At 67.0% G+C, this 15,831-nt stretch carries 20 protein-coding genes; 9 read left to right on the forward strand and 11 right to left on the reverse strand.

Annotated features, from left to right (window positions below; all coding sequences use genetic code 11):
* Positions 1-34: 34 nt before the first annotated feature.
* The 3 genes from leuB to ASE61_RS18245 all read right to left on the reverse strand — a co-directional run bounded on the left by leuB (position 35) and on the right by ASE61_RS18245 (position 2,903).
* Positions 35-1,144 carry a 3-isopropylmalate dehydrogenase gene (leuB, locus tag ASE61_RS18235; RefSeq protein WP_061969323.1) on the reverse strand — a complete coding sequence of 370 codons (1,110 nt, stop codon included), beginning with the start codon at positions 1,142-1,144 and terminating at the stop codon, positions 35-37.
* A 107-nt stretch (positions 1,145-1,251) separates the two neighbouring features.
* Positions 1,252-1,641: a RidA family protein gene (locus tag ASE61_RS18240; RefSeq protein ID WP_061969325.1), complete on the reverse strand. Its 390-nt coding sequence runs from the start codon at positions 1,639-1,641 to the stop codon at positions 1,252-1,254.
* Positions 1,642-1,718: 77 nt separating this feature from the next.
* The gene (locus ASE61_RS18245) at positions 1,719-2,903 is read right to left on the reverse strand and encodes a lytic murein transglycosylase (protein ID WP_061969327.1); all 1,185 of its coding nucleotides are present in this window, start codon (positions 2,901-2,903) and stop codon (positions 1,719-1,721) included.
* Positions 2,904-3,038: 135 nt separating this feature from the next.
* On the opposite strand from ASE61_RS18245, the gene ASE61_RS18250 reads away from it, so the two are divergent.
* Genes ASE61_RS18250 through ASE61_RS18260 form a run of 3 tightly spaced genes read left to right on the forward strand, consistent with a single transcriptional unit; the run spans position 3,039 to position 4,048 of the window.
* Positions 3,039-3,299, forward strand: coding sequence for a SemiSWEET family sugar transporter (locus ASE61_RS18250; protein WP_061969329.1), 261 nt, complete (start codon positions 3,039-3,041; stop codon positions 3,297-3,299).
* A gap of 51 nt (positions 3,300-3,350) precedes the next feature.
* The gene (locus tag ASE61_RS18255) at positions 3,351-3,707 is read left to right on the forward strand and encodes a DMT family protein (protein WP_061969331.1); all 357 of its coding nucleotides are present in this window, start codon (positions 3,351-3,353) and stop codon (positions 3,705-3,707) included.
* Positions 3,708-3,745: 38 nt separating this feature from the next.
* A complete protein-coding gene (locus ASE61_RS18260; RefSeq protein ID WP_061969333.1) occupies positions 3,746-4,048 on the forward strand; it encodes a hypothetical protein in 303 nt (100 codons plus the stop codon).
* A gap of 52 nt (positions 4,049-4,100) precedes the next feature.
* Here ASE61_RS18260 and ASE61_RS18265 read toward each other — a convergent pair whose 3' ends face one another.
* Together ASE61_RS18265 and ASE61_RS18270 are read right to left on the reverse strand one after the other, a co-directional pair.
* The gene (locus tag ASE61_RS18265) at positions 4,101-5,234 is read right to left on the reverse strand and encodes a PQQ-dependent sugar dehydrogenase (protein WP_061969335.1); all 1,134 of its coding nucleotides are present in this window, start codon (positions 5,232-5,234) and stop codon (positions 4,101-4,103) included.
* Between the two features lie 157 nt (positions 5,235-5,391).
* Positions 5,392-6,366, reverse strand: coding sequence for a Bug family tripartite tricarboxylate transporter substrate binding protein (locus ASE61_RS18270; RefSeq protein ID WP_061969337.1), 975 nt, complete (start codon positions 6,364-6,366; stop codon positions 5,392-5,394).
* A 141-nt stretch (positions 6,367-6,507) separates the two neighbouring features.
* Between ASE61_RS18270 and ASE61_RS18275 the strand changes: the two genes are divergently transcribed.
* The gene (locus tag ASE61_RS18275; RefSeq protein ID WP_061969339.1) at positions 6,508-7,320 is read left to right on the forward strand and encodes a crotonase/enoyl-CoA hydratase family protein; all 813 of its coding nucleotides are present in this window, start codon (positions 6,508-6,510) and stop codon (positions 7,318-7,320) included.
* Positions 7,321-7,323: 3 nt separating this feature from the next.
* Here the strand turns inward: ASE61_RS18275 and ASE61_RS18280 are convergent, their stop codons facing one another.
* Entirely contained in the window at positions 7,324-7,803 is a 480-nt protein-coding gene (locus ASE61_RS18280; RefSeq protein ID WP_061969341.1) for a YaiI/YqxD family protein, read from the reverse strand.
* A gap of 163 nt (positions 7,804-7,966) precedes the next feature.
* On the opposite strand from ASE61_RS18280, the gene ASE61_RS18285 reads away from it, so the two are divergent.
* Both ASE61_RS18285 and ASE61_RS18290 read left to right on the forward strand, forming a co-directional pair.
* The gene (locus ASE61_RS18285) at positions 7,967-9,169 is read left to right on the forward strand and encodes a pyridoxal phosphate-dependent aminotransferase (RefSeq protein ID WP_061969343.1); all 1,203 of its coding nucleotides are present in this window, start codon (positions 7,967-7,969) and stop codon (positions 9,167-9,169) included.
* A 53-nt stretch (positions 9,170-9,222) separates the two neighbouring features.
* Positions 9,223-9,597 (forward strand): rhodanese-like domain-containing protein, encoded by a 375-nt coding sequence (locus tag ASE61_RS18290; RefSeq protein ID WP_156407150.1) that lies wholly within the window; start codon positions 9,223-9,225, stop codon positions 9,595-9,597.
* On the opposite strand, the gene trmD is transcribed toward ASE61_RS18290, so the two are convergent.
* The 5 genes from trmD to ffh all read right to left on the reverse strand — a co-directional run bounded on the left by trmD (position 9,588) and on the right by ffh (position 13,561).
* Positions 9,588-10,283: a tRNA (guanosine(37)-N1)-methyltransferase TrmD gene (gene trmD, locus ASE61_RS18295; RefSeq protein WP_061969347.1), complete on the reverse strand. Its 696-nt coding sequence runs from the start codon at positions 10,281-10,283 to the stop codon at positions 9,588-9,590. The genes ASE61_RS18290 and trmD overlap by 10 nt on opposite strands.
* Before the next feature lie 4 nt (positions 10,284-10,287).
* Positions 10,288-10,959: an HAD family hydrolase gene (locus tag ASE61_RS18300; protein ID WP_061969348.1), complete on the reverse strand. Its 672-nt coding sequence runs from the start codon at positions 10,957-10,959 to the stop codon at positions 10,288-10,290.
* Entirely contained in the window at positions 10,949-11,467 is a 519-nt protein-coding gene (gene rimM / locus ASE61_RS18305; protein ID WP_061969350.1) for a ribosome maturation factor RimM, read from the reverse strand. The genes ASE61_RS18300 and rimM overlap by 11 nt, the downstream gene beginning before the upstream one ends.
* Positions 11,468-11,566: 99 nt before the next feature.
* Positions 11,567-11,935, reverse strand: a complete 369-nt coding sequence (gene rpsP, locus ASE61_RS18310) for a 30S ribosomal protein S16 (protein WP_061969352.1) — start codon at positions 11,933-11,935, stop codon at positions 11,567-11,569.
* Positions 11,936-11,986: 51 nt separating this feature from the next.
* Positions 11,987-13,561, reverse strand: a complete 1,575-nt coding sequence (ffh, locus tag ASE61_RS18315) for a signal recognition particle protein (protein WP_061969355.1) — start codon at positions 13,559-13,561, stop codon at positions 11,987-11,989.
* Between the two features lie 474 nt (positions 13,562-14,035).
* Between ffh and ASE61_RS18325 the strand changes: the two genes are divergently transcribed.
* From ASE61_RS18325 to ASE61_RS18335, 3 genes are all read left to right on the forward strand, one after another.
* A complete protein-coding gene (locus ASE61_RS18325; protein ID WP_061969358.1) occupies positions 14,036-14,593 on the forward strand; it encodes a CAP domain-containing protein in 558 nt (185 codons plus the stop codon).
* A gap of 162 nt (positions 14,594-14,755) precedes the next feature.
* Positions 14,756-15,097: a hypothetical protein gene (locus tag ASE61_RS18330; protein ID WP_061969360.1), complete on the forward strand. Its 342-nt coding sequence runs from the start codon at positions 14,756-14,758 to the stop codon at positions 15,095-15,097.
* Positions 15,098-15,178: 81 nt separating this feature from the next.
* Positions 15,179-15,805, forward strand: a complete 627-nt coding sequence (locus ASE61_RS18335; RefSeq protein WP_061969362.1) for a LysE family translocator — start codon at positions 15,179-15,181, stop codon at positions 15,803-15,805.
* The last annotated feature ends 26 nt before the right edge of the window (positions 15,806-15,831 follow it).

Here is a 15,831-nt window from a genome sequence, read left to right on the forward strand (position 1 = left end):
GAGAGAATTTCTCTCCCTCGTCACGTCCGGTAGATCAGCCGCGCGCTTCCAGCGCCTTGATGATCGCCTGGCCCATCTCGCTGGTCGAGACGGCGTTGGCGCCCGGCGCCGCGATGTCCTTGGTGCGGGTGCCGGAGCCCAGCACGTCAGCGATCGCACCTTCGAGACGATCGGCCGCCTCGCCCGCACCGAACGAGTAGCGCAGCGCCATGGCGAACGAACCGATCATCGCGATCGGGTTGGCGAGGCCCTTGCCCGCGATATCCGGCGCCGAGCCATGGACGGGCTCGTAGAGCGCCTTGCGCTTGCCCGTAGCCGGGTCCTCGGCGCCGAGCGAGGCGGAGGGCAGCATGCCGAGCGAGCCGGTCAGCATCGCCGCCACGTCCGACAGGATGTCGCCGAACAGGTTGTCGCAGACGATGACGTCGTACTGCTTCGGCCAGCGCACGAGCTGCATGGCGCAGTTGTCGGCCAGCACATGCTCGAGCTCGACATCCTTGTATTCGGCCGCATGCAGCGCGGTGACCGTCTGCTTCCAGAGCACGCCGGTCTTCATGACGTTATGCTTCTCGGCCGAGGAGACCTTGTTGCGGCGGGTGCGGGCGAGCTCGAAGGCGACGCGGCAGATCCGGTCGATCTCGGGCGTGGTGTAAACCTGAGTGTCGATGCCGCGCTTCGAGCCGTCCTCCAGCGTGACGATCTCCTTGGGCTCGCCGAAATAGACGCCGCCGGTGAGCTCGCGCACGATCAGGATGTCGAGGCCTTCGACGACCTCGGGCTTGAGCGAGGAGGCCGAGGCCAGCGCCGGATAGCAGATCGCAGGCCTGAGGTTCGCGAACAGGCCGAGATCCTTGCGCAGGCGCAAAAGGCCGGCTTCCGGACGGTGCTGATAGGGGACGTCGGCCCATTTCGGTCCGCCGACCGCGCCGAACAACACGGCGTCGGCGTCCTGCGCGAGCTTCATGTCGCCTTCGGAGATCGCCTGCTTGTGCGCGTCATAGGCCGCGCCGCCGACAAGGCCCTTCTCGATTTCGAAGGAGCCGAGGCCCTGCTTCCCGAACCAGGAGACGATCTGCTCGACCTGGCCCATCACCTCGGGGCCGATGCCGTCGCCGGGGAGCAGCAGGAGCTTGTGGGTCGCCATGGATCGCCTCGCCTCGTCGCGTGTTTGCGTTGGCGGGTGATTACGGGGGCTGCAGCGCGCGCGCAAGCGCCGCGATGCAGCCCTGCCCTGTTCGGAGCGTGGCGCCCTCAGGCCTTCGGCAGGCGCGCCGTGACCTCGATCTCGATTTTCATTTCCGGCTTGAGCAGCCCGGCCACGACGTAGATGCCGGCAGCGGGCCTGATCTCGCGGAAGAATTCGCCGCAGACGGCGAGCACCGGCTCGCAATAGCTGCGATCGGTGACGAAATACTGCGCCCTGACGGCATGGGCGAGCGAGGAACCCGCCTCCTCCAGCACGGCTCCGATCGTGCGGAAGATGTTGCGCGCCTGCTCTGCCGCATCTTCCGGCAGGGTCATCGTGGCATAGTCATAGCCCGTCGTACCGGAGACGAAGACGAGATCGCCGTCGATCACGGCACGCGAATAGCCGAAACTGCGCTCGAAGGGCGAGCCGGTGGAAATCAGGCGGCGGGTCATGGCGTCTCCGGAGGCTTCAGATGCGGCGGGAAGGCTTTTCTCAAGCCCTCCCGCGACGCCACCCGTTTTCTGCAAGGTCAGACCCGCCCGCCCTTGAGCGCGCGCAGCACCTTCTCGCCCGGCCGTCCGGTCTGGGGCATGCCGATCTTCGCCTCGATCTCCTTGATCGCAGCGCGCGTCAGCGAACCGACCGCGCCATCCGGCTCACCGACATTGTAGCCGCGCGCGATCAGCAGGCGCTGGAGCTCGCGGCGCTGCTCGCGCGACAGCGGCAGGTCGTCGGTCGGCCAGTTGCCCTGCACGCCCGGCCGGCCGCGCAGGCGGTCGGACAGGAGCGAGATGGCGAGCGCGTAGGAATCCGCGCCGTTATAGCTGTAGGCGGCGTCATAGTTCTTGAAGACGAGGAAGGCCGGCCCGTTGCGCCCCGCCGGCATCAGGAGCCCGGCATTGCCATGGCCGTCGAGCCGCGAGCCGTCGTATTTCACGATGCCCTGCGCCGCCCAATGCGACAGCGGACGCTTCGGATTGCGGCCGGCCGCGCCGCGATAGCCGTCCGGCACGCGCACCTCGTAGCCCCAGGCCGCGCCGGTGACCCAGCCGGCCTTGTCCATGAAATTCGCGGTCGAATGCAGCGCGTCGGGAATCGAATCGACGAGGTCGCGCCGGCCGTCGCCATCGCCGTCGACACCGAGCCTGAGATAGGTCGAGGGGATGAACTGGGTATGCCCGAAGGCGCCGGCCCAGGAGCCGAACAGCCGTTCGGGCCTGACGTCGCCACGCTGGATGATCTGCAGCGTCGCGATCAGCTCGCCCTTGAAGAAGGCGTTGCGGCGCGGCGCCAGGCAGGCGCCCGTCGCGAGCGACTGCACCAGCGGCCATTTGCCACGCGCCTTGCCGAAATCGCTCTCGACGCCCCAGACGGCGGCGATGGTGTGGCGGTCGACGCCGAAGCGCCGCTCGGCGGCGGCAAAGACGGAGGCGTATTGGCGCAGCATCGAGCGGCCCTCCGCGACCTTCTCCTCATCGACCAGCGTGCCGAGATAATCCCAGATCGGCGTCTTGAACTCCGGCTGGTTGTTCATGGCTTCGATGATCTTCATGTCCGGCTCGACGCCGGCCATGGCCCGGTCGAAGGTCGCGCCCGAGACGCCCTTGGCGGCGGCGGCCGACCGCAAGCCATTGAGGCAGGACTGGAAGCCGCTCTGCGCCGAGGCGGCGGAGGCAAGGAGGATGAGGGGCAAGGCCAATGTGATTGCGCGCATGGGTCTCCACCGAATCGCTTGAAAGACGCGAAACTAGGCCGCTGTGGTTAAGGGAGGTTAACCATCGAGAATGGCGGCACGAAGAAGCGAATCCGGCTATGGGGGAGCCAGCATCCCTTCCGCGATTCGCCCGCCATGTCGCCAGCCGCTGTCGAACTCCTCGGCTTCGCCGCCGCCACGCTGACCAGCCTGTGCTGGCTGCCGCAGGCCTGGCGGACCATCCGCACCCGCGACACCCGCGCGATCTCGCTGTGGACGCAAGGGCTCTTCGCCACCGGCACCGCGCTTTGGCTGAGCTATGGCATCCAGATCCTGTCCTGGCCGGTCATCGCGGCCAATGCGCTGACCCTGCTGCTCGTCCTCGCCATCATCACCATGAAGCTGCGCTTCGGCTGAACGCCGGAACGCATCCAACCTGTTCCCTCCGCCGCGCAGAAGGCCTCCGGCATGCCCTCGCTCTCAATGGCCCATCTCCTGCCGATCGCCATGCTGTTCGGCTCGAACATCTTCATGACCTTCGCCTGGTACGGGCATCTCAGCTACAAGAGCACGGCGATCTGGCTCGCCATCCTGGCGAGCTGGATGATCGCCCTGCCGGAATACATGCTGGCCGTGCCGGCAAACCGCATCGGTTCCGCCGTCTACTCCGCGGCCGAGCTCAAGACCATGCAGGAGGTCATCACGCTGACCGTCTTCGCCGGCTTCTCGGTGTTCTGGCTGAAGGAATCGCTGACCTGGAGCCATGCGGTCGGCTTTGCCCTGATCGCCGCCGGCGCCTTCTTCATCTTCCACGCCAAGGCCTGAGCGCCACGCCTCACTTCTCTTCGATAGGACCGACTGCCTTGCAAAAGACGGCACTGATTTTCTGCGGCCTCGTGCTCGCCCCCGCTGCGGCCCTCGCCGGCCCGACCTGCAGCCCGAGCGACGAGAACGCCCGCATCCTCTCCGCGGCTTCGCCGAGCGCCGTCCATCGCAACTGGCAGGGCGGCAAGCAGGTCGGCTACGGCTGGTCGCTCCAGGTCGAGCGCAGCGCGCATGACGCCGCCGGCACCGAATACTATGTCGGCGATCTCTACGATCCGAACGGCAGCCTCGCGACCCGCAAGGTCTTCGTCATCGAGCGCGAATGGGATTGCGGGCCGTAAGGCCCTCGTAAGGCGTCATTCTCGGGTCAAGCCCGAGCATGACGAGCTCGGCTCACTTGACCGGCCGCACCCGCAGCACCTTCCCGTCGGCATCGTCGCTGAGCAGGTAGATAAAGCCGTCCGGTCCCTGGACGACGTCGCGGATGCGCGTGCCGATATCGGTGAGCAGGCGCTCCTCGCCCGTCACCTTCTCGCCCTCGGTCGAGAGCCTGACCAGCATCTGCCCGGCGAGTGCTCCGACGAAGAGCGAGTTCCTCCAGGCCGGCCAGACCGGCCCGGTATAGAAGGCGGCGCCGGACGGAGCGATCGACGGATCCCAGTAGAACAGCGGCTGCTCCATGCCGGGCTTCGACGTGCCCTCGCCGATCTTCGCGCCGGAATAGTCGACGCCATAGGTGATGACCGGCCAGCCATAGTTCAGCCCGGCCTTGGGCGTGTTGACCTCGTCGCCGCCGCGCGCCGCATGCTCCGCGGTCCAGAGCTGCCCGGTCTCGGGATGCAGCGCAGCGCCCTGGACGTTGCGATGGCCGATCGACCAGTTCTCCAGCGCCCACCCCTCCTTCTTCGGATTGTCGGCCGGTGCCCCGCCCTCCGGCCGGATGCGGATGATCTTGCCGATATGATTGGCCGGGTTCTGTGCCTGGTCGCGCTGGCTGTAGCGATCGCCCACCGTGACGAAGAGCGCGCCCGTGCGGTCGAAGACGAGGCGCGAGCCGAAATGCATGTTGGAGCTGATCGTCGGCATCTGCCGGAAGATCACTTCAACCGCCGTCAACCCCGTGCCCTGCTCGTTCAGCCGGCCCCGCGCGACGCTGGTGCCGTTGCCGCCCGAGCGCGGCTCGGAAAAGGAGAGATAGACGAGGCGGTTCTGGGTGAAGGCGGGATCGAGCGCGATACCGAGCAGACCGCCCTGCCCGCGCGCCATCACGCTTGGCAGGCCGGTGATCGGCCGTGAGAGCTTGCCATCGGTCTCGACGAGCCGAAGCCGGCCCGGCCGCTCGGTGACCAGCATGCGCCCATCCGGCAGGAAGGCGAGGCCCCAGGGGTTTTCGAGCCCGCTTGCGACGGTCTCGACCGAAAGTTCCCCGGCACTCGAGGGGTAGCGCTTCTGGGCAGCCGCAGGCAGCGTCAGGCCCGCGACCAACAGGGCCGTCCCAAGCACCCCAACCAGTCGCAACCGCCGCATGGTCCGCTCCTCGCTTCATCCGATCGACAGATCGGAGATAGAGGGGAACGCTGCCGATCGCCAAGCCGTTGCAGCCAACTCACGACGAAGTGAGGCGATCGGCGCGGCCATCCCGGCGGAGCGATGCGCCAGCCGGGATGTTCGAGACGGTGCCCGCTTACTCGGGCTTCACGCCGGCATCCGCGATGATCTGCTTCCAGGTCGCGATTTCCTGGACGTGGTAGGGCTTGAACGCTGCGGGATCGCGCACCTTGAGCGTGAAGCCGAGCTTCAGGATCGCTTCCCGCGTCTGGGGCTTGTTCAGCGAGGCGAGAACCGCCTTGGACAGCGTGTCGAGTACGGCGTCCGGCGTCTTCGCCGGGGCAAAGAAGGCCGCCCAGGAATCGGCATCGGCATTGCTCACGCCCTGCTCGCGCAGCGTGGGAATGTCCTTGGCGCGCGGATTGCGCTCCGGGCTCGCCAGGGCCAGCGCCCTGAGCGCGCCGCCGTTGATCTGCTCCAGCACGCTCGGCAAGGTGGAGTTGGCGACGTCGATGCGGTCGGCGATGATTTCCTGCACCAGCGGCGCGGCGCCGCGGAACGGCACATGCGTCATCTTGATGCCGGTGCGCTGCATGAACAGCTCCATCGCCAGATGCGAGCCGGAGCCGACGCCGGTCGAGCCATAGTTGAGCTTGCCCGGATCGGCCTTGGCGAGCGCGATCAGCTCCTGGATGTTCTTGGCCGGCAGGCCGTTGCGCACGACGAAGGCATGCTCGAAGGCGCCGACGCCGGCAAGCGGCGCGAAATCCTTCACCGCGTCGTAGCCCGGCTCCTTCAGCAGGAACATGTTGTTGCCATGCGTCTGGTTGTTGCCGAAGACGATGGTGTAGCCATCCGCCGGGCCATGGGCGACGGCGCGCGTGCCGACGGCGCCCGAGGCGCCGGCGCGGTTGTCGACCACGACGTTGTGTCCGAAAGCGATCGTCAGATCCTGCGCCACGAAGCGTGCGATGGCATCGGTCGGCCCACCCGCCGGATAGGGCACGACCAGGGTGATGACCTTGCTGGGAAAGCTCTCGGCCCGGACGATCGACGGAGCGAATACGGCGCCGGCCATCAGGCCGAGCGTGGAACGGCGGGTCAACGACATGGACTTCCTCCCGGACACCCACCTGGATGGCGGGGCTGCTTTCCGGCGAGATTTACGGGCAAAGGCGCCATGCGTCCAGCGCCAGATATGGGCTCGAAAACACAGCTTAATCTGCATGGGAAACAGGGAGAGGGGCGGAGAATGGCGGTACGGATCGAGAGGCAGGGCAAGGTCGCGACGGTCGTCCACAGCAGGCCGGAAGCGCGCAATGCGATGGACCCCGACAGCGCCGATGCGCTGACTCGCGCCTTCCTCGAACTCGACAGCGACGAGGACACGGCGGCGATCGTCTTCTGGGGTGAAGGCGGCGCCTTCTGCGCCGGCTGGGACCTGAAATATGCCCAGGCCTTCACCGATGCCGGGCGCTTCGAAAGCGAGATCGTCGAGAGGCTTGCCTTTCCCGCCGCCGACGGCACGACGCCCCGCGGGCCGATGGGCCCCTCGCGGCTGGAGATGAGCAAGCCGCTGATCGCGGCGATCGAGGGCCCGGCCGTCGCGGGCGGCATGGAACTCGCGCTCTGGTGCGACATCCGCGTGATGGCGGAGGATGCCTATTTCGGCGTCTATTGCCGGCGCTGGGGCATCCCGCTGATCGACGGCGGCACGGTGCGCCTGCCGCGCCTCGTCGGCCAGGGCCGCGCGCTGGAAATCATCATGACCGGCCGCAAGGTCGCGGCGGACGAAGCGCTCCGCATCGGCCTGTGCGAGACGGTCGCCCCGAAAGGCCAGGCCCGCGCGGCGGCCGAGGCGATGGCCCGGGAGATCGCGCGCTTCCCGCAGGGCGCGGTCCGTGCCGACCGTGCCAGTGCCATAGCCGGCCATGGCCTGAGCGTACAGGAAGCATTACGGCGGGAGTGGCAGCGTGGCGTCCACACCATCGCGACGGAAGGCGCCGCAGGCGCGGGCCGCTTCGCTGCCGGCAAGGGGCGCGGCGGCGACTTCTCGGAGATATGAGGGTCAGGCGCCGAAGCCGGCCCGCTTCAGCCGCTGGATCGCGAGGTCGAGCGCCTGCAGGAAAGCCGAGCGGTCCTTTGGCGAGAACGGCTTCGGGCCACCGCTGGCCGCGCCCATCGCGCGCAGGTCTTCCATCATGTCGCGGGTCGCCAGCGCCATGCCGATCGAGGCCTCGCTGAAGGGCTTGCCGGTCGGCCCGATCACGTCGGCACCGGCCTTGATGCAGCGATCGGCCAACGGGATGTCGGCGGTGATCACGATCGCGCCGCGTGCGACCCGCTCCGCGATCCAGTCGTCGGCCGCATCGAAATTGCCGGGCACCGTGACGCGCTCGATCCAGGGCTCGCGCGGCACGTTGAGGAAGCTGTTGGCAACGACGAAGACATGCAGGCGGTGGCGGCCAGCGACGCGATAGACCTCGTCCTTCACCGGGCAGGCGTCGGCATCGACATAAACGGCAATGGGTCCGGCAGAGCTCGTCATGGACGGGCCTTCGCATGCTCGCGGCGCAAGAGCAAACCGTTCCAAATTCATGACGCTTCTGCAAAACATCAAGCAGTTGCGCTTGCGATCATCTCCGCTGAGTCATAAACCACGCGCGCGCCTTTTCCGCGCTCACCCGTCCGCCTCCCCGGAGATCAGTCCCATGGCCTTTCTTGCCGATGCCCTGAAGCGCGTGAAGCCGTCCGCGACCATCACGATCACGCAGAAGGCCCGCGACCTGAAAGCCCAGGGCAAGGACGTGATCTCGCTCTCCGTCGGCGAGCCCGATTTCGACACGCCCGACAATATCAAGGAAGCCGCGATCTCCGCGATCAAGCGCGGCGAGACCAAGTACACCCCGGTCTCCGGCATCCCGCAGCTGCGCGAGGCCGTCGCCCGCAAGTTCAAGCGCGAGAACGGCCTCGACTACAAGGCGAGCCAGACCATCGTCTCGACCGGCGGCAAGCACGTCATCTACAACGCGCTGCTGGCCACGCTGAACCCCGGCGACGAAGTCATCTGCGTCTCGCCCTACTGGGTTTCTTACCCCGAGATGGTGGCGCTCTGCGGGGGGACGGCGACCTATGCCGAGACCTATCTCAAGAACGACTTCAAGCTGCAGCCCGAGGACCTCGAGAAGGCCATCACCCCGAAGACCAAATGGGTGATCCTGAACTCGCCCTCGAACCCCTCGGGCGCGGCCTACAGCCATGCCGAGATGAAGAAGCTCACGGATGTGCTGATGCGCCATCCCCATGTCTGGATCCTCACCGACGACATGTACGAGCACCTCGTCTATGGCGATTTCACCTTCGTCACCCCGGCCCAGGTCGAGCCCGCCCTCTACGAGCGCACGCTGACCATGAACGGCGTCTCGAAGTCCTACGCCATGACCGGCTGGCGCATCGGCTACGCTGCCGGCCCTCAAACGCTCATCAACGCCATGGACCTGGTCCAGGGTCAGCAGACCTCCGGCACCTCGGCGATCTCGCAATGGGCCGCGGTCGAGGCGCTCGACGGCACGCAGGATCATATCCCGGTCTTCAGGAAGGCCTTCGAGCGCCGCCGCGACCTCGTCGTCTCCATGCTGAACCAGACCCGCGGCCTGAAGTGCCCGGTGCCGGAAGGCGCCTTCTACGTCTATCCCGACTGCTCGGCCCTGATCGGCAAGGCCCTGCCGAACGGCAAGAAGATCGAGACGGACGAGGATCTGGTGATGGGCCTGCTCGAGACGGAAGCGGTCGCGGCCGTGCACGGCTCGTCCTTCGGCCTCGGCCCGAACTTCCGCATCTCCTACGCCACTTCGGACGAGAAGCTGGAAGAGGCCTGCCGCCGCATCCAACGCTTCTGCGCCGAGCTGCGCTGAGCACCATGCGCAAGGGCGCCGCAACGCGCCGGACCATTCTGGCCGGGGGCTTCATGCTCCCGGCCTCTTTCGTTTTCGGGCAGTCGGTCGCAACGCTCTCGCCCCGCGAGGCTCATGACGCGGCACAGGCGAAGCGCATCCTCCTGATCGATATCCGCAATGCGCAGGAATGGGCCGATACCGGCCTGCCGCAGGGCGCTCTTGCACTGGATGTCGACGCTCCGGCCTTCGAGGTCAGGATCGCCGGGCTTCGCCTCGACAACCCCAGCAAGCGCATCGTCCTAATCGACCGCACGGGCGCGCAGGCGGTTGCCGTGGCGCAGAAGCTCGCCGGACGAGGCTGGCGCGATCTCGCAGGCGTGCGGGGCGGCATGCTCGGGCCGGGCGGTTGGCTGGCCGAGAAACTGCCGGTGACAGCCTATCCCTGATCCTGCTTGGCGAGCAGGTCCGGCCGCCGTTCGCGCGTGATCGTCTCAGCCTGCTCGCGCCGCCATTTCGCGATGCGGGCATGATCGCCGGAGAGCAGCGCCTCGGGCAGGCCCCGGCCCTCCCATTCGCGCGGGCGGGTGTAATGCGGGTATTCCAGCAGACCGTTCTCGAAGCTCTCGTCCTCGCCGGAAGCGACCTTACCCATCACGCCGGGGATCAATCGCACGCAGGCATCGAGCAATGTCAGCGCCGCCATCTCGCCGCCGGAGAGGATGTAGTCGCCGATCGAAACCTCGATCAGGTTGCGCCCCTCGATCACGCGCTCGTCGACGCCCTCGAACCGCCCGCAGACGATGACGAGGCCAGGACCTTCAGCCCAATCACGGACCTGTCGTTGCTGAAGCGGGCGTCCGCGCGGCGACATCAGCAGGCGCGGGCGCGCATCATCCGCCGGCACGGCCGCGTCGATCGCCGCCGCCAGCACGTCGCAGCGCAGCACCATGCCGGCGCCGCCGCCGGCCGGGTTGTCGTCGACATTGCGATGGCGGCCGATGCCGTGCTCGCGGATCTGATGGGTATCGAGCGACCACAATTCCTTGCGTAGCCCCTCGCCCGCCAGCGAGATGCCGAGCGGCCCGGGAAACATCTCCGGATAGAGCGTCAGGATCGAGGCGCGGAAGGACATGCCTTCAAGCAAAGCGCAGCGCAGGAAACCCGTCCAGCGCGGTGAAATCGCCAGCCGAGGCGATCAGGTTGTCATAACCCGCAAAGCCCTCGGGACCGAGCATGGTCAGCAGCGCCACGGCCCGCATGCCGGCACGGCGCGCCGCCTCGACGCCGAGCGGCGCATCCTCGAAGACGATGCAGTCGGCGGGGTCGACCTTCATCCGCTCCGCCGCGGCCAGGAACATGTCGGGATGCGGCTTGCCACGGAAGCCCTGGCTCGGCGAGACGATCGTCGCGAAGCGCTGGCGCAGGCCGAGCGTATCCAGCACGACCTCGATATTGGCCGGAGGTGCCGCCGTCCCGACGGCCATCGGCACGCCTGCCGCCTCGGCCCGCGCGATCAGTTCGAGGAAGCCGGCAGTTGGCGTCACATGCGGCAGATAGGCCTCCCGATAGAGCGCCTCCTTGGCGTCGCTCATCGCATCGAGCTCGGCCACGACCGCCTGCGGGAAATAGGAGGAGATGATCTCGTTGCCGGCCATTCCGGCGGTGCGCGCCGCGAAGGTTTTGCGGTCGAAGGGCAACTTGTTGCTGACGTGCCAGCTCTCCCAGGCATCGTCATGGAAGCGCATATTGTCGACGATGGTGCCGTCCATGTCGAAGATCAGGGCGCGGGCCGGCCTATCATTTGTCATCGTCGGGCTCGAACAGTCCAAGCGGCGGCTCGGCCTCGATCCGGCGCGCGGCGATGTCGATGCGCGGCGCAAAGGCCTTGGTGAAGGGCATCAGGACGGAGCGTCCGTCCGGTGTCTCGATGTCGAGCAGGTCGCCTGCCCCGTAGTTCTCGACCACGGTGACGCTGCCGAGCACAGTGCCGTCCGGCCCGACCACGCTGCAACCGATCAGATCGGCATGCAGGAATTCGTCCTCGTCCTCACCGGCCGAGAGCTTGTCGCGGGCAACGAACAATTCGGTGCCGTTCAGCGCCTCGGCTGCCTCGCGCGTGGTCACGCCCTTGAGCCGGGCGACGACCACCTCCTTGGCAGGGCGGATATCGGTGATCTCGAAGCTGCGGCCCTTGCCGTCCGACAACGGGCCGTAACCGGCGATACCCAACGGGTCGCCGGTAAAGGTCTTGATCCTGACCTCGCCGCGCACGCCATGCGGCGCGCCGACGATCCCGAGCAGGATGAGGTCGCTCATGTCAGCACGCCATGCCCGGCCTTGAGCCGGGCATCTCCCAAAGAAGGTTCCCGGGTCGAAGCTGCGCTTCGCCCGAGAAAGACGTGCGGACAGTCAAGCTCACGCCTCGGCGGCTTCTTCGGCAGCCGGAGCAGCGGCCTTCTCGGCCTTCTTCTCGGCGCGCTCCTTGGCCTTCTCGCCGGGAACGGCCTTGTTCGGGTTGTTGCGGGCCGGGCGCTTGGCGAGGCCGGCGGCATCGAGGAAGCGCAGCACGCGGTCGGTCGGCTGGGCGCCCTTGGCGAGCCAAGCCTGGACCTTCTCGGTGTCGAGCACGACGCGCTCGGCCGAATCCTTCGGCTTCATCGGATCATAGGAGCCGATCTTCTCGATGAAGCGGCCATCGCGCGGCGAGCGGGCGTCGGCGACGACGATGCGGTAGTAGGGGCGCTTCTTGGCGCCGCCGCGGGTCAGGCGGATCTTGAGGGACATGGGTCTTCTTCCTTTTGGTTTGACGTCTGAAGTCGGGTTGAATGGTGAAGGTTATTTCTTCTTGCCGAACGGGTTGCTGCCCAGGCCGGGCAGGCCATTGCCGCCGAGGCCCGGCAGCTTCGGCATCATCCCCGCCGGCGGGGTGACACCCTTGGGCAGGCCGGGGAAGCCGCCCGGCGGCATCGAGGGCAGACCGCCGCCCGCGCCGAGCTGCTTCTGCAGTTCCGCAAGCTGCGCCGGATCCATCTTCGAGGGGTCCGGCATGCCGGCAGGCAGGCCGCCGCCGAGCCCGAACATCGAGCCGAGCTTGCCGAGCATGCCGCCCTTCTGCTTGCTCATCATCTTCATGGCGTCGGCCATGCCGCGATGCATCTTGAGCAGCTTGTTGATCTGCTCGGCAGAGGTGCCGGAGCCGGCCGCGATGCGCTTCTTGCGGCTGTTCTTGAGCAAATCGGGATTCTTGCGCTCGGCCGGCGTCATCGAGTCGATCGCGGCGATCATGCGCTTGAACATCGTGTCGCCGACACCCGCATTGGCGAGCTGGGACTGGGCCTGCTTCATGCCCGGCAGCATGCCCATCACGCCGCCGATGCCGCCCATCTTCTCCATCTGCTGGAGCTGCGCGCGCATGTCGGAGAGGTCGAACTGGCCCTTGGCCATGCGCTGCGCGGTCGCCTGCGCTTGCGTCGCATCGATGGTCTGCGCCGCCTTCTCGACGAGCGAGACGATGTCGCCCATGCCGAGGATGCGGTTTGCGACGCGCGAGGGATGGAATTCGTCGAGCTCGTCGACCTTCTCGCCGATACCGACCAGCTTGATCGGCTTGCCGGTGACGGCGCGCATCGAGAGCGCCGCACCACCGCGCGAATCGCCGTCCATGCGGGTCAGCACGATGCCGGTCAGGCCGACGCGGGCATCGAAGGCGCGGGCCGTGTTGACCGCGTCCTGGCCGGTCAGCGCGTCGGCGACGAGCAGCACCTCATGCGGGTTGGTCGCGGCCTTCACCTCGGCGACCTCGGCCATCAGCGTGTCGTCGAGCGTCACGCGGCCGGCTGTGTCGAGCATCACGACGTCGTAGCCGCCGAGACGAGCGGCCTCGACCGCGCGCCTGGCGATCTGCACCGCCGACTGGCCGGCGACGATCGGCAGCGTCTGCACGCCGACCTGCTGGCCGAGAATGGCGAGCTGTTCCATGGCGGCCGGGCGTCGCGTATCGAGCGACGCCATCAGCACCTTCTTCTTGTGGCGCTCGGTCAGACGCTTGGCGATCTTCGCGGTCGACGTCGTCTTGCCGGAGCCCTGCAGACCCACCATCAGCACCGGGACCGGCGGCACGGCATCGAAATTGATGCTCTCGCCCTCGCCGCCCAGCGTCTCGATCAGGACGTCGTTGACGATCTTGATGACCTGCTGGCCGGGCGTGATCGACTTCAGCACCTCGGCGCCGACGGCGCGCTCTCTGACCTTGTCGGTAAAGCTGCGGACGACCTCGAGCGCGACATCCGCCTCGAGCAGCGCGCGGCGAACCTCGCGGAGAGCCGCGTTGACGTCCTCCTCGGTCAGCGAACCCCTGCGGGTCAGCCCCGAGAGGATGCCGGAGAGCCTGTCGCTCAGCGTGCCGAACATGCGGACCTGCCTGCTTGCCTCAGAAAGCCTTCAGCGCCAGAGCCTCATCGCCAAACGGTTTCGCGCCCGAGGGCGCAATCGCGCTGTCGGGCGTTGACCTCCGGGCTCATGAAAGCGGCTTGCGCGGCCCGGTCGGCGGATGTGGTTTCGGCGATGTCGGCGAAACGGATGGGGCCTTAAAGCGGAAGACTGTGGCGAAAGTCAAGTTTCGCGATGGTTTCCCTTGCGAACGGAGCCTTCTCATGGCCGTCATGCTCGGGCTTGGCCCGAGCATCTCCCGCCGAAGCGGGCTCCTGCGCCTCACTCTCCAGAGATTCTCGGGTCAAGTCCTAGAATGACGCTCTGTCTCGTTACGGAGCGGCCCCCTTCCCTCACACGCGCTTCAACTTCTACACGGAATTGTGAGGCTTGGCCGCAGAATGGCCCTGATCTGACAGCATCGCTGCGCGCCCGATTCGCAAAACATGCCGGCCCATGAAACTGAAACCCGCCTCGACCTTGCTGGCCCTCGCTCTTCTGCTCGCCGCCTGCGCCGGCGATCCGCGTCGCGAAGGCCCGCTCGATCCGCGCATGGTCGAGAAGGTCGCCGCCGTCTCGCTCGATCCGGCCCAGGCCGGGCGAATCCTGAACGCCTACCGCGCGAGCAATGGCCTCGGCCCCGTCCGGCCGGACCCGCGCCTGATGGCGATGGCGCAGCGCCAGGCCGATGCCATGGTCAAGGCCAACGCCCTCTCGCATGATGCCGGCGGCAACTTCACCGCCCGCATCCAAGCGGCCGGCGTCGACAGCGCCCGGGCTGCGGAGAATCTCGGCGGCGGCTATTTCTCGGTCGAGGAAGCCTTCGACGGCTGGCGCAAGTCGCCCGGCCACGACACCAATCTGCGGATGAAGGAAGCGACCCGCTACGGCATCGCGCTTTCGAAGGACCCCCGCACCAGCTATCGCGTCTGGTGGGCGCTGGTCGTCGCAGCCGACCCGGAGCCGCGCGTGACGCTCGACGCCGGCCCGCTCAGTTCCACCCAAAGACGTTGACGAGCGGAAATTCCGAGATGACAGGAACTGGTCGTTGCAGCTAGCAATCGTGTCCTTTCATTGAGGATACAGACTACGATGGCCAAATTTTCAGGAATAGCATTCGCTCTCGCTGCGCCGTTGCTGATCGCGGGCGTGACGCAGGGGCAGGCTCAACCTTGCATGACCAATTTCAGCTCCGCCGGCGTGCCGATGGTCTCGCAGATTACCTACAAGACCTGGGAGCTGACCAAGAAATCCCAAGCCGCCGTGCTGCCTATCATCACCCGGGCGATCCAGGCCGACCGCGACTTCATGGATATCCGAACCGACAAGGCGCGCGGCACGATCTCCGCCGTGCAGGAAGTCACCGGCTCGGGGCGTCCGCAGCTCCTGAAGGTGACTACCCGCAAGCAGCCCACGGGCACGCGCATCGACATCGCCTTCACTGTGCAGCCTGGCCAGATGGCTCCCGAAGCGGCCGTTCGCACGGCGCTCTGCGACTTCCTCCGCAGCGCGCTCTGAAGCGGTCTCAAGCCGCTCGATTCAGCTCTTTACAAACACCCGCATCTGGTGATGGCTCTGGTCTTTAGCGGAGCCATCACCATGACCTTCGAAGCCTGGATCGCGTTCACCGCCGCCACCGCCGTTCTCCTCGTCATCCCCGGACCGACGATCCTGCTCGTCATCTCCTATGCGCTCGGCCAGGGCTGGCGCACCGCGTTTCCCATTGCGGTCGGCGTCGCGCTCGGCGATTTCACCGCGATGACGCTCTCCATGCTCGGGGTCGGCGCCTTGCTCGCCACCTCCGCGCTCGTCTTCACAACGCTGAAATGGATCGGTGCGGCCTATCTGGTCTGGCTCGGCGTCAAGCTCTTCCGTGCCGGCGGCACGCTCGACGCCAAGCCGCGCGAGGATGCCGCTCCCGGCTGGAAGATGCTCGGCCATGCCTGGCTGGTGACGGCGCTGAACCCGAAGAGCATCACCTTCTTCGTCGCCTTCCTGCCCCAGTTCCTGGACACCAGGGGCGATTTCTGGACGCAGATGCTGATTTTCGAGGCGACCTTCATCACGCTCGCCTTCGCCAATGCCATGGGCTACGCGCTGATCGCCTCGCGGGCGCGGGCCGTGGTCAGCAATCCCCGCGCGATCGGCCTCTTCAACAAGGCCGGCGGCACGCTCCTGATCGGCGCGGGCGTCGCAACCGTCGCCATCCGCTCTGGCAGCAACTGATCGGCCAATCGGGAGGGCGGCCTTGA

The sequence above is a fragment of the Allobosea sp. Root670 genome (assembly GCF_001429415.1).
GTDB classification, from domain to species: domain Bacteria; phylum Pseudomonadota; class Alphaproteobacteria; order Rhizobiales; family Beijerinckiaceae; genus Allobosea; species Allobosea robiniae.